The organism is Rhodococcus sp. B7740 (assembly GCF_000954115.1).
In the GTDB taxonomy this organism is placed as follows: Bacteria; Actinomycetota; Actinomycetes; order Mycobacteriales; family Mycobacteriaceae; genus Rhodococcoides.
On sequence record NZ_CP010797.1, the window covers coordinates 2,079,964 to 2,092,795 of the forward strand.

At 65.7% G+C, this 12,832-nt stretch carries 10 protein-coding genes; 1 reads left to right on the forward strand and 9 read right to left on the reverse strand.

Going from position 1 to position 12,832, the window contains the following annotated elements:
* Positions 1–51: 51 nt before the first annotated feature.
* The 8 genes from NY08_RS09445 to NY08_RS09480 form a co-directional block, all read right to left on the reverse strand.
* Entirely contained in the window at positions 52–1,383 is a 1,332-nt protein-coding gene (locus NY08_RS09445; RefSeq protein ID WP_327205210.1) for a MadS family sensor histidine kinase, read from the reverse strand.
* Positions 1,380–2,579 carry an iron-containing alcohol dehydrogenase gene (locus tag NY08_RS09450; RefSeq protein WP_045200069.1) on the reverse strand — a complete coding sequence of 400 codons (1,200 nt, stop codon included), beginning with the start codon at positions 2,577–2,579 and terminating at the stop codon, positions 1,380–1,382. Before NY08_RS09450 ends, NY08_RS09445 begins: the two co-directional genes overlap by 4 nt.
* 185 nt (positions 2,580–2,764) lie before the next feature.
* Positions 2,765–4,282 carry a MadC family VWA domain-containing protein gene (gene madC / locus NY08_RS09455; RefSeq protein ID WP_045196019.1) on the reverse strand — a complete coding sequence of 506 codons (1,518 nt, stop codon included), beginning with the start codon at positions 4,280–4,282 and terminating at the stop codon, positions 2,765–2,767.
* Complete coding sequence (locus NY08_RS09460) at positions 4,279–5,316, reverse strand: MadB family AAA-type ATPase (protein WP_045196021.1); 1,038 nt, start codon at positions 5,314–5,316, stop codon at positions 4,279–4,281. Before NY08_RS09460 ends, madC begins: the two co-directional genes overlap by 4 nt.
* 82 nt (positions 5,317–5,398) lie before the next feature.
* Positions 5,399–6,670: an NDMA-dependent methanol dehydrogenase gene (mdo, locus tag NY08_RS09465; RefSeq protein WP_045200070.1), complete on the reverse strand. Its 1,272-nt coding sequence runs from the start codon at positions 6,668–6,670 to the stop codon at positions 5,399–5,401.
* Between the two features lie 199 nt (positions 6,671–6,869).
* Positions 6,870–8,102 (reverse strand): MFS transporter, encoded by a 1,233-nt coding sequence (locus NY08_RS09470; RefSeq protein WP_032397581.1) that lies wholly within the window; start codon positions 8,100–8,102, stop codon positions 6,870–6,872.
* 75 nt (positions 8,103–8,177) lie between these two features.
* The gene (locus NY08_RS09475; protein WP_045196023.1) at positions 8,178–8,954 is read right to left on the reverse strand and encodes a glutamate racemase; all 777 of its coding nucleotides are present in this window, start codon (positions 8,952–8,954) and stop codon (positions 8,178–8,180) included.
* Complete coding sequence (locus tag NY08_RS09480) at positions 8,951–10,123, reverse strand: cystathionine gamma-synthase (protein WP_032397583.1); 1,173 nt, start codon at positions 10,121–10,123, stop codon at positions 8,951–8,953. The genes NY08_RS09475 and NY08_RS09480 overlap by 4 nt, the downstream gene beginning before the upstream one ends.
* An 81-nt stretch (positions 10,124–10,204) precedes the next feature.
* Between NY08_RS09480 and NY08_RS09485 the strand changes: the two genes are divergently transcribed.
* Positions 10,205–11,377, forward strand: a complete 1,173-nt coding sequence (locus tag NY08_RS09485; protein ID WP_045196025.1) for an acyl-CoA dehydrogenase family protein — start codon at positions 10,205–10,207, stop codon at positions 11,375–11,377.
* Positions 11,378–11,437: 60 nt separating this feature from the next.
* On the opposite strand, the gene NY08_RS09490 is transcribed toward NY08_RS09485, so the two are convergent.
* Positions 11,438–12,823 (reverse strand): cystathionine beta-synthase, encoded by a 1,386-nt coding sequence (locus NY08_RS09490; protein WP_032397585.1) that lies wholly within the window; start codon positions 12,821–12,823, stop codon positions 11,438–11,440.
* Positions 12,824–12,832: the final 9 nt, after the last annotated feature.

Sequence of the window (12,832 nt, forward strand, 5' to 3'; positions counted from 1 at the left end):
GGTGTCGCCCTTCTCCGATGTACTGCCGAGGGGATCGCTCCCGAGGGGGATTCACACGGTCACTCGCACTCCTCCGGTACGGGCACGCCTGATCTCGAAGACGCCACCGTGCTCGCGGGTCCGGGCCGCCATGTTCGCCAACCCTCGATGCCTGCCGTCGACGTCGGTGGACTCGGACAGATGCAGCATCATCCGCAGATGGGCCGGATCGCCGTCCCCGTCGTCGGCGATCGACAACTGCACCTGATCGGGCGAGTAGGTCAGTCTCAGAATTGCCCGCGACGCATGGGCGTGCACCGCGGTGTTGAACAGTGCCTCACCGGCGATGCGCAGCAGAGCGTGCTCGCATTCGCTGCTCAGCTCGACCGGAGTTCCCTCCACTCGCAACGACACCTGCAACTCGTCGGGCATGTGTACCACCGACAGTTGCTCGAGCATCTCGGGCAGGGACGTTCGATCGGCATCCTGCGGATGGTTGAGCGCATAGATCGCAGACCGCAACTGTTCGACGGCTCGACGCGTCAACTCCTTGGCCAGATCGAGCCGTTCACCGCGCTCCTCGGCCGGAATGTCGCTGCGGCACACCTCGATCTGCATACCCGCCGACAACACCGCCTGCGTCACGCTGTCGTGCAGTTCGCGGGCGATGCGATGGCGTTCGTCGTCGAGCACCTGATGTCGATGCGCGGCGCCCAGCTGCCGCTGAGTCACCTCGAGTTCGGCGTTACGGGCCGCCAGATCCGCTGCTGTGCGGTGGGCCTGCGCGTACGCATTCTCGGTGCGTTCGAGCAACTGTCGACGACTCTGGAACAGAGCCGAATTCTGCAGTGCCACAGCCGTTTGACTCGCCAGAATGCTCAACACAGCCGCGTCGGTCGCGTCGAGCACCCGGTGGTCTCCGGTCCACGCCGCGAACGCGCCGACGACGCCACCGTCGAACGCGATCGGCACGAATGCGTGATGGGCCGAGATGACCGGACTCTGCCCGTCACCGCACGTATCCGTTCGAATCGACTCGAGGCAGTCGATGACGTCGTCCGGCAGCGGCGGACCCTCGACGTTGTCGACCAGGAACGGCGTCGCGTCCGGTCCGAGCACCAGCCGCCGGGGACCGGCATCCGGGAGCGCACCGTCGGCGAGCGCGAACACGACCCACTGCGCGCTCAGATGGGCACGAGCGGCTTCCGCGACCGCGCACACCAGCGTCTCGGGGCCGTCGACCGTCCGCACCAGAGCACGCGAAATCAGCTCCAGCGCATAGACGACGCGTTCGAGCCGTTCGGCCGCGCCGCGATACTGGGGATAGAACGTGTTCTTGCCCGAGCGCAGTCCCGTCAACAGCGACAGATCGGGGCCCGACGTCACATCGGGTCCCGACGTCACAGCGCACTCCGGAACAGTTCGACCATCTCGAGGTGCGTCGCCGAGCGCGGATTGGTGGACATGCAGGCATCGTGCAGAGCGTTGGTGGCCAACACATCGAGATCCGACTCACTGACTCCGATCTGTGCGAGGCCGGACGGGACACCGACCTGTCGCGCGAGGCGGTCGACGCGGTCTGCCACGGCCATCGCGGCCTCCTCCGGCCGGGCTCTGCCCTCGGGAAGTCCGAGGCTCGTCGCGATGGCCACGTACGGCAGAGGATCCTCGGCTGCGTTGAAGCGAATGACATGAGGCAGCAGTACGCCGTTGATCACACCGTGCGGCAGGTCGAGCAGTCCACCCACCTGATGGCTCATCGCGTGCGTTGCACCGAGGATCGCGTTGGTGAAAGCCAGGCCGGCTTCGAGACTCGCCTGTGCCATCGATCCGCGCGCAACCATGTCGGCGGGTTCGTCGATGGTGCGTGCCAGCTGCGACATCACCATGGTGATGGCCCGTAGCGCATGGTGATCGGTCAGTTGGTTGTGTCCGAGCGAGACGAAGGCCTCGATACCGTGGGTCAGGGCATCCAAACCCGTTGCTGCGTTGAGCCATTCGGGCATCGTGGTGAGCAGCCGTGGGTCGATCACGGTGATATCGGGGACCAGAGCTCTGCCGAGAATGGTGATCTTCGTCGAGCGCGCCGTATCGGTGACGATGCAGAACTGGGACACGTCGGCACCCGTACCGGACGTCGTCGGCACCATGACCAAGGGTGGAATCGGGCGCGTGGCCTGATCGACACCTTCGTAGTCGAGGATTCTGCCGCCGTTACCGGCCAGGATCGCAATGCCTTTGGCCGCATCCATCACCGATCCCCCGCCGATGGCCACCAGCACATCGCAGACCGACTCGGTGTAGACCGCATACCCGGCTTCGATCTCGACATCCTTGGGATTGGGCGTCAGCTCGCTCCACACCTGGGGAAACAGGCCCTGTGCGGTGAGCAGATCGATCAGCTGACCCGCCCACCCGCTGTCGATCAGACCGGCATCGGTCACCACGAGCGGACGCACTCCGCCCAGCCGAAGCGTCGCGTGCGCCACTTCACCCAACGAATCCTGACCGAACACGATCTCCGGGGCATGGAACTTGAGCACGCGCGGTGCCTCCGGGCGGCTGCGTCGATCATCGAGGTCGTGCAGCGCCTTGCCCACGTTCGCAGTAGCTGCCTGGTCCACCGTTCACACCCTCGCTGTCCATCGGCCCGAGACATCCGGGCATGTGATTCAGGTTACAACCCTACGAGGGGGGCCCGTCGAATCCCACCAGCACCGGACCAGGTTCCCACCTACCCGATCGGGTAGGTACCCGAACCCCGACGGTCAGGGTCGGAGGCTGCTCAGGACAGCGCGTGCCCCAGTTCGGCCGCCTGCGCCGTCAGCTGGTCCCCGTCCCTCGCCACCACGACCCGGTCGCAGATCTGCTCGTAGTCCTCCATCGAACACGCGGCCTGAGCCCAGTAGCGACGCGCCTCGGGGGTGATCCACGCGACGCGGTGCACCATGGACCGAATCCTTTCCAGCGCATCGAGTCCCGACGGGCGGCCGTTGCACCGGCCGTCGCCGACGATGATCACCGCGGTGCGCTTGTTCAGCACGTCGGCATGCGAGTCCAACAGAGCGGCGAACATGCTGCCGTAGTCGCTACTGGCTTCGAGGTCCAGACGCGCATCCGCGAGCACCGCCGCCAGCGCGCCGTCCCCCGTACTGGCGAGCAAGGTGGTCGTCACGTCCACCGGTGCATCGACGAACCCCATCACCGTGCATCGGTGCGCGCGCGCATGCATGGCCTGCGCCAGGCGCAGGGTGAACGCCGTGATCGGCCGAACCGACAGCGAAACGTCGGCGAGCACGAGGAGTCGGACCTTGTCCGGTACCGGTGTCTTCGTCACCAAGCGAAACGGAATTCCGTCGGTTCGCAGACTCGACCGGACGGTGCGCCTCATGTCCAGCGGCCCGCGCGAGTGCTCGCGCGGCCGCGGGCGCGGGGTGCCGCGCATGTGCCGCAGCAGTTCGTGACTCGCGCGCTCGATCTCGGCGTGCCTGCCGATCACCTGCGCCGCACCGTCGATCGGTATCGGTGAGGGCATGGTGCCGGTCAGCTCAACCAACGCCGCGACGAAAGCCTCGACGGCATCGGTGATCCGATCCAGCATCGCGGCACTCAGCGGACCCGAATCACCGCCGTCGCCGTAGACGCTCCGCGGATCGTAGGCGTCGAACCACGCCAGCACGCTCGCCGGATCTTCCCAATTCAGCTGTCCCGCAACCGCTCCGCTGGTACTCGACGCCAACTCCCCTGCCGCCGTCGATCCGGACCGCTCCAGGTCGACGGTGTAGCTGACCCCGCGACGGCCCATGTCGCCGTCGGTGTCGATCGACAGATCATGATCCTCGGACGAAAGGCTGATGTCGTCGTCGTCCTTGTGTGGGTTGAAGCCTTTGTCGGCTTCGGGCGCGTCGAGCAGATCCCCGATCTCGACGGCACGCTCGTTGTACTCGGCGTACTTGGCGGCCTCCTGGTCCGCTCCCACCTCGAGGTCCGTCGGAAGTCCGCCGGCGACCTGCGCACCCAACGGCGATCGATGCTCGTCCACGGCACTGTCGATGGCGGCCTCGAACATCGACTCGAACGCGAGATCGAATCCGTGCTGTTCGTGGTCGTACTTGGCGCACGTCGCGCGCAGGGCCGCACGCAGAATCGTGAGGTCCCGGCCCCCGAGGAGACCGAGGACGCGTCGTACCTCGATCACCTCGGCCGGCGACGCCGCTACTCCGAAGCGCCGCAGCGTCCGCCCGAAGACAGCCGCAAGCACGTCGAGCACCACCGATGCCGAGAACGACTCGTGCCCGGTCATCGTCGTATTCCGATGCCACCCTTGTCGCGTCCACCGTGTCCGCGAAAGGCCGTCGCGGTCGTGTTGACGATCGTTCCCAGTGACGTTGCGGCAGAGGCTTTTTCGGCGACCGGCCCGGCCAAGGCGATCTTCATGTCCGAGGAGTACTTGACCAGCGCGGCGAGCAGATACTTGCGGGTGTCCTCGGAGTGTCCGAGAACCGACGCGATACGAGCCGCGTCGATCACCTCCGAGATCGACGGGCTCTTGCGCAGCGGTAGTTCGCGCAGTTCGGTTGCCAAATCGACGATCTCGGCCACGATGTGTGCGGGCACCTCGGGCGCACGAGCGGTGACGATCTCGCGCTCCCGCGCAGCCGTCGGGTAATCGAGATGGAAGTGCAGGCAGCGTCGCTTGAGCGCCGAGGACAGCTCACGAGTGTCGTTGGAGGTCAATATCACCCACGGATCGCTGCGCGCCGTGAAGGTGCCGACCTCGGGGATCGTCACCTGCTTCTCGGCGAGCACTTCGAGCAACAGTGCCTCCATCGACTCCTCGGTGCGATCGACCTCGTCGACCAGCAGCACCACCGGCTCCTCCGAGAGCACCGATTCGAGCAGAGGGCGTACGGCGAGGAAGGGCTCGGAGTACAGGCCGAAGTCCTTGGCGGCGAGCAGCTTCGATGCGTCGTCGATATCGGTGACGTGCTGGGTGAGCGCGCCGATGTGTTCGCGCAGCATCTGCACGTGCAGCAATTGCTTGGCGTAGTCCCACTCGTAGAGGGCTCGGTTGTCGTCGAGGCCCTCGTAGCACTGCAACCGAACCAGCTTCCGTCCGCTCGCCGCAGCGAGAGACTTGGCCAACTCGGTCTTGCCCACGCCCGCAGGGCCTTCGAGCAACAGTGGGCGATCGAGCGCTGTCGCCAGATGTACCACGGTGGCGAGGTCGTCGTCGGCGATGTAGTCCTGCTCACCGAGCGCGCGCTGCAGATCGGCGGCGTCGGTGAATCGAACGGTGCCGGTGTCGTCGCTACGCACTGTCGACAGCGAGGTCATGTGTTTCCCTTCGTGGTGCGGCGGAGCCGCAGTGGTGCGGTCATGCGCCGCCCGGGGCACATAACCGCACCACTGCGCAGCATCAGTACGACTCGTTGATCGCGTGCGAGACGACGGGGACCATCGACTCCACGGTCACCTCGCGGGGGTTGCCCGGGGTGCACCAGTCCTCCTGGATGTGCTCGGAGATCTTCAGCACCGACTTCTCGTCGCCCTTGATCACGTCGCCCTTGCCCGCGTACTTGCCGGTGTTCATCCTGTTCTTGTCGTACGTCGCCGAACGGATGGAGCCGAAGTTGTCGGGAATTCCGACGTCCTTGGCGAGCCTGATGGCGGCTTCGACGGCAGCATCGGCCGCCTGCACGGTGGTCATGTTCTTGGTATCGACGCCCATGGCCACGGCGATCTCGGCGTAACGCTCGTAGCGTGAGGGCAGGTTGTACTCCCACACGCGCGGCAGAGCGATGGCGTTGTTGAGGCCGTGAGCGCTGTCGTAGAACGCGCTGATCGCGTGCGAGATCGAGTGGATGACACCGAGTCCGCCGGAGTTGAACGCCTGCGTGGCGATGTACTGGGCGTTCATCATGCCCTCGCGAGCCTTCAGGTTGCCCGGGTCGTACACCGCTTCACGAAGGTGCTTGGACACCAGGCCGATCGAGTAGATGGCGTTGCCGAGCGACGGCGCGAAATCGAGACGCGAGACGTACGGCTCGGCACCGTGGGCGAGAACGTCGAAGCCGCAGAACGCGGTCCACTGCTGCGGGCAGGTGTAGTAGAGCAGCGGATCGTCCAGTGCCAGAGTCGGTGTCGACGCTTCGTCGAACGCCAGCCACTTGTGCGGCTTCTCCATGTCCGAGGTGTCGGTGATGACGTAGGCCCAGGACGTCTCCGAACCCGTTCCTGCAGTGGTCGATACGGCGATGTGAGGTGGATTCTGCTTGTTGGTGGACTTGGAGAATCCCTCGAACTCGTTGATGTTGCGTCCGTCGTGCGCGACGACGACGCGAATGCCCTTGGCCGCGTCGTGGCTCGAACCACCGCCGACGGAGATGACGCTGTCGCACTTCTCCTTCTGGTACAGCGCGGCACCGTCCATGACGTTGTAGTCCTTGGGATTGGACTCGACCTTGTCGTAGAGGACCACCTCGACGCCCTGGTACTCGATCTTGCCGATCAGTTCCTCGATGATTCCGGAACCGCGCAGACCGGTCGTGACGAGCAGCGAGCGCTTGAATCCGAGTTCCTTGGCCTCGACACCGATCATGTCGTGGGCACCGACTCCCAGCTTGGCGCGCGGCAGCGGATGAAACTCCTTGATGGGGAATTCCCAGATCTGATTGAGCTCGATAACCATCGGTGTCTCCTCGGTGAGTGTGAGTGACAAGACGCCCTCTGCTGTGATCGGCGTCTCACTGATGACCACACTCCACCGACGCACACCGCGTTGGGAACACCTCGAGGCGGGAACCCTGCCAACGACCCGACCGAACTACCCGATCGGGTAGGAGTACTCGCTCACCCTCGGCAGAGGAAGAACCACAGACTCTGGCGCACTACCGATCTCGGCGCTGCGCCAGCGAGAATCCGAGAACCGAGAACAACGCCATCGCGATGACGAACGCGCCGTACACCTCCACCGTCGTGCTCAACCCCAGCCGATGCACCGACAGACCGGCGACCACGGCGGGCACGCTGAAGGCGAGGTAGCTGATGACGAACGTCGTGGCGAACACCCCGCCTCGCTCCGCTGCGGGAACCAGGGCACCGAGCGTGCGCATCGCGCCGAGAAAAGTTGCTCCCCAACCCGACCCGGCGATGACAGCCCCGACGAAGTACAGCCCGATCGAGCCGATCTCGACCGATACCAAGGTCAGCGCCACACCGATCGCGAGCACGGACGCGCCGATCATCATTACCCTGCGAGGAAATCCGTTGCGCACCACGGCAGCTGCTATCGAACCGGAACCGAACAGTGCGAAGATCTCCAATCCGCCCACGATGTGGTTGTCGACACCGAAGACAGTGCCGATGATGGACGGACCGAGCGAGAGGTGGAAACCACCGAGAGACCACGTGGCGAACAGGGCGGGAGCGATGAGAAGGAACGGTGCCCGCACCGACTTCGGGATCGACATTCTCGGCAGCAGGGTCGACGCGAGGTGGCGTCGGGAATCGAAGCCGCGCAACGCCGATGTCTCGGGGACGAACAGCAGCGCCACCGCGAGGACGAGCGCCGCGCCGATCAACAGAACGAACACGAGGATCTCCGGTGCCGGAGCCAACTGCACCAGCAACCCGGCACCGAGCGCCCCGGCCGCCAGACCGAACGAAGGTGCCACGCTGTTGAGCAGCGGCCCGGTGGACACGTCGGGCTGGAGATCGATGATGGCCGCACTCATCGCACCCGTGGCCGCGCCTGCAGCAATCCCCTGCACCACGCGAGCGGCGATGAGGAGCGGCACGCTGTCGGAGACGATGAACAGCACCAGGCTCACCACGAGCATCAGCAGCGACGCAATCAGAATCGGCTTACGGCCGATGTGGTCCGACAGGCTGCCGACGGTGAGCAGCGTCGCCAGGAGCGCCACCGCGTAGACGGCGAAGATGAGCGTGAGTGTGATCGCGCTGAATCCCCACGACTGCTGGTACACCGGATACAGCGGAGACGGTGCTGCCGACGACGCCATCAGCACGATGAAGGCAACGCCCACCACCCAGAAGGCGTATCGATGCGGCATCCTCGCCGCAGTCCTTCCGGCACTACCGCGCACTTCGACGCCGACCATGTGTTTCCCTTCACCGCAGTAACCGTTAGCTCAGTGAAAGACAACGCTCGGGAGCGTCCTGCATTCCCCGACGGGTCAGTGCTGCTCTGCTCGCAGGTCGTCGAGTAGCAGCTTTCCTTCGGGATACCGCTGCGCGCTCGCAGGCAACCCGCCCTCGATTCCGCTGAGCCACACCGAGACGCGGCCGGTACCCGAACCGCTCGAGCCGACCTCGTCGACGCGTCGGACGGTCTGATTGGCCACGGCCTCGGCGCTGTCGAACATCGTCACCTCGGTGGGCAGCTGCGCAACGATCTCGCCACGCACCAGCGGGTAGTGCGTGCACCCCAGCACGACCGACTGGACGTCGTCGGGAGTGGCAGCCACGGCGGCGGCGATCGCAGCGCTGATCCCCCGCTGGTCTCCGCGGTCGATCGAATCCGCCAGACCGTGGCACGCCACGCTCGTCACCGTCCGATGCGAGGCGAACTCCTCGATCAACCGCGCTTGATAGGCACTGGCCGTCGTTGCTGCCGTTGCCCAGATCGCAATCCGATCACTCTGCGCCGCAGCGGGTTTGATCGCCGGGACGGTACCCACCACCGGGATCGTGTCACCGAGCGCGGCCCGAACGTGGCTCAGCGCCGTCACGCTGGCGGTGTTGCACGGAAGCACGACCACCTCGGCACCGAGATCGACGGCGTGCTCGGCGGTGGCGACCACCCGGTCGATCACCCACCGATCCGGTTTGGGTCCCCAGGGAGCGTTGTCGGGATCCATCATCAGCACCAGATCGAGCTCGGGACGCACCTGGCGGAGCCGCGCAGCCGTGGGGAGCATCCCCAGGCCCGAGTCGATCAGTGCGACGATCATGCCAATGCTTGCTCGACGTCGCCGACCAGGTCGGCACCGTCCTCGATGCCGACCGACAGCCGCACGAGATCGTCGGGTACCTCGAGCAACGAACCGGCCGTCGAGGCGTGGGTCATCGCGCCGGGATGTTCGATCAGCGACTCGACGCCGCCCAAGGACTCCGCCAGGGTGAAGATCTCGGTCTTCGCGCAGAAGTCGAGTGCAGCCTGCTTGCCGCCGGCCAGCCGCACCGACACCATGCCGCCGAACCGTCGCATCTGCTTCGCCGCGACCGCATGAGACGGGTGCGATTCGAGTCCGGGATAGATGACCTGCGAAATGGCCGGATGCCCCTCGAGGAATTCCACGATCTTCTCGGCGTTGTCGCTGTGTCGCTCCATCCGCAGCGCGAGAGTCTTGATGCCGCGCAAGGTCAGGAACGCGTCGAACGGTCCCGGAACACCGCCCGCGCCGTTCTGCAGGAACGCGAACGCCGTATCGAGCTCTTCGCTGTCGGTCACCAGCGCGCCGCCGACGACATCGGAGTGTCCGCCGATGTACTTGGTGGTCGAGTGCAGCACCACGTCGGCACCGAGGCTCAGGGGCTGCTGCAGATACGGGGACGCGAACGTGTTGTCGACGACCAGCTTGGCCCCGCCCTCGTGCGCGACGCCCGAGAGCGCCTCGATGTCACCGACGTTGAGCAACGGGTTGGTGGGCGTCTCGACCCAGACCAGCTTGGTGTTCGGGCGCATCGCCGCGCGGACCTCGTCGACATCCGACACCGCAGCCACCGAGTACTCGATGCCCCACTGGGTGAAGACCTTGTCGATCAATCGGTACGTGCCGCCGTAGGCGTCGTTGGGGATGACGAGGTGGTCACCGGGGCGAAGCGCCGAGCGGAGCAGGCAGTCCGTCGCCGCCATGCCCGAGGAGAACGCGCGCCCGTAGGTGCCGGACTCGATGGCCGCCAGGTTGGCTTCGAGCGGCCGACGCGTCGGGTTGCCGGTGCGCGCGTACTCGAAACCGCTGCGCATACCGCCGACGCCGTCCTGAGCGAAGGTGGAGCTGGCGTAGATCGGCACGTTCACCGCGCCGGTCAGCGGATCCGGCTCGTAGCCGGCGTGCACCGCCTTCGTGGAAAAGCCCTGCCAGGAGGTGTTGTCTGCCTTGCTGCGCTGCTCACTCATGCCCTCCACCCTAATCGGCCTGCGTCGCCCGGCGGGGTCGTGGGTAACCTGCGAAGACAACCCCCAGCGGAAAGAGGCACCGTGGCCAACTCCCAGAGCGTCGACGAACTGTTCGCGATCGATTCACTACTCGACGACGAAGAGCGTCAGATCCGAGACACCGTCCGCAAGTTCGGCAACGAGCGCATCCGTCCACACATCGCCGACTGGTTCGACGACGGCACTGTGCCGGCCCGTGAACTGGCCAAGGAACTGGGCTCGCTCGGGTTGCTGGGCATGCATCTCGAGGGCTACGGCTGCGCCGGAACCTCCGCGACGGCGTACGGCCTGGCCTGCCTCGAGCTCGAGGCGATCGACTCCGGCATTCGATCGCTGGTCTCGGTGCAGGGCTCACTGGCGATGTTCGCCATCTGGAAGTACGGCTCCGAGGAGCAGAAGCAGCAGTGGCTACCGGGCATGGCCGAGGGATCGCTGATCGGTTGCTTCGGGCTCACCGAGGCCGACTTCGGATCGAACCCAGGAGGCATGCTCACCCGCGCCAAGCGCGACGGTGACGACTGGATCCTCAACGGCAGCAAGATGTGGATCACCAACGGGCCGGTCGCCGACGTCGCCGTCGTGTGGGCCCAGACCGACGACAAGGTCAGGGGTTTCGTCGTCCCCACGGACACCCCCGGATTCACCGCCAACACGGTCAAGAAGAAGCTCTCGCTCCGCGCGTCGATCACCGGCGAGTTGGTGTTCGACGACGTCCGGCTTCCTGCCGACGCGATGCTGCCCGAAGCCCGCGGCCTGAGCGGCCCGTTGAGTTGCCTGAACGAGGCCCGCTTCGGCATCGTCTTCGGTGCCATGGGCGCGGCGCGGGATTGCATCGAGTCGGCGATCGAGTACTCCAAGACCCGCGCGGTGTTCGACAAGCCGCTGGCCGGGTACCAACTCACCCAGGCCAAGCTCGCCAACATGGCCCTCGAACTCGGCAAGGGTCAGCTGCTCGCGCTGCACCTGGGCCGACTGAAGGACAAGGGTCAGCTACCGGGTGAGCGAGTGTCGCTCGGCAAGCTCAACAACGTGCGCGAAGCGATCAAGATTGCTCGTGAATGCCGAACGATCCTGGCCGCCAACGGAATCACGCTGGAATACCCGGTGCTCCGACACGCCAACAACCTCGAATCGGTCCTCACCTACGAGGGCACGTCCGAGGTTCATCAGCTCGTGATCGGGCAGGCGCTGACGGGCTCCAGCGCTTTCCGATGAAGCGACTGCGCCGCATGTGAATGGAACTTCGTAGCCTGCTACGAAGTTCCACTCACATGCCTAGGCTCCCTTGCTGAGAAATCCGAGCAGATCGTGGCGGGTGATGACGCCGACGGGCTTGCCTTCCTCGACGACCATCAGCGCATCGGATTCGCCGAGTGCCTTGGTGGCGTCGGAGACAGTCTCTCCGGCACCGATCAGCGGGAACGGCGCGCTCATGTGCTTGGCGACGGGGTCGGCCAACGCGGCCCGTCCCTCGAACACGGCGCTCAGCAGATCGCGCTCGGTGACGCTGCCGGCAACCTCGCCTGCCATGACGGGCGGCTCGGCACCGACCACGGGCATCTGCGAGACGCCGTACTCGCGCAGGATCTCGATGGCGTCACGCACGGTTTCCGACGGGTGGGTGTGCACCAGGTCCGGGAGCGCGCCGGACTTGCCGCGCAGCACTGCACCGACGGAGGTCTCCTCGGTGGTGCCGTCCAGGCGTGAACGCAGGAATCCGTACGAGGACATCCAGGAATCGTTGAAGATCTTGGCCAGGTAGCCGCGTCCGCCATCGGGCAGCAGCACGACGACCAGCGCGTCGGGACCTTCACGCTCGGCGACCTGGATAGCAGCAACGGCAGCCATGCCGCACGAGCCGCCGACCAGCAGGCCCTCCTCCCGTGCGAGGCGACGGGTCATGTCGAACGAATCGGCATCGGAGACCGCGATGATCTCGTCCGGGATGGACGGGTCGTAGGCGGTCGGCCAGAAGTCCTCGCCGACGCCCTCGACGAGGTACGGGCGTCCCGTACCTCCGGAGTACACCGAGCCCTCGGGGTCGACGCCGATGACCTTGACCTTGCCGCCGGAGACCTCCTTGAGGTACTTGCCGGTGCCGGAGATGGTGCCGCCGGTGCCGACGCCTGCGACGAAGTGGGTGATCTTGCCGTCGGTGTCGGCCCAGATCTCGGGACCGGTGGTCTCGTAGTGGCTGGCCGGGCCCGCCGGGTTGGAGTACTGGTTGGGCTTCCAGGCTCCCTCGATCTCGCGAACGAGTCGATCCGAGACGCTGTAGTAGCTGTTGGGGTCCTCGGGCGCGACGGCCGTGGGGCAGACGACGACCTCGGCTCCGTACGCGCGCAGCACGTTGCGCTTGTCCTCACCGACCTTGTCGGGGCACACGAACACACACTTGTAGCCACGCTGCTGCGCGACCAGTGCGAGACCGACGCCGGTGTTGCCGGACGTGGGTTCGACGATGGTGCCGCCGGGCTTCAGTTCACCGGACGCCTCGGCCGCGTCGATCATCTTGACGGCGATGCGGTCCTTGGACGAACCACCCGGGTTGAGGTATTCGATCTTGGCCGCGACAGTGCCGGCGCCGTCGCCGATGACGGTGGACAACTTCACCAACGGGGTGTTGCCGATGAGTTCGGTGATGTGCTGTGCGATGCGCATTGCTCCATC

What these genes read in the sequence shown, in the direction of transcription:
- NY08_RS09490 (WP_032397585.1), bottom strand. Translation starts at nt 12,823, where the DNA reads ATGCGCATCGCACAGCACATCACCGAACTCATCGGCAACACCCCGTTG.
- NY08_RS09475 (WP_045196023.1), bottom strand. Translation starts at nt 8,954, where the DNA reads ATGATCGTCGCACTGATCGACTCGGGCCTGGGGATGCTCCCCACGGCT.
- NY08_RS09460 (WP_045196021.1), bottom strand. Translation starts at nt 5,316, where the DNA reads ATGACCTCGCTGTCGACAGTGCGTAGCGACGACACCGGCACCGTTCGA.
- NY08_RS09480 (WP_032397583.1), bottom strand. Translation starts at nt 10,123, where the DNA reads ATGAGTGAGCAGCGCAGCAAGGCAGACAACACCTCCTGGCAGGGCTTT.
- madC (WP_045196019.1), bottom strand. Translation starts at nt 4,282, where the DNA reads ATGACCGGGCACGAGTCGTTCTCGGCATCGGTGGTGCTCGACGTGCTT.
- NY08_RS09470 (WP_032397581.1), bottom strand. Translation starts at nt 8,102, where the DNA reads ATGGTCGGCGTCGAAGTGCGCGGTAGTGCCGGAAGGACTGCGGCGAGG.
- mdo (WP_045200070.1), bottom strand. Translation starts at nt 6,670, where the DNA reads ATGGTTATCGAGCTCAATCAGATCTGGGAATTCCCCATCAAGGAGTTT.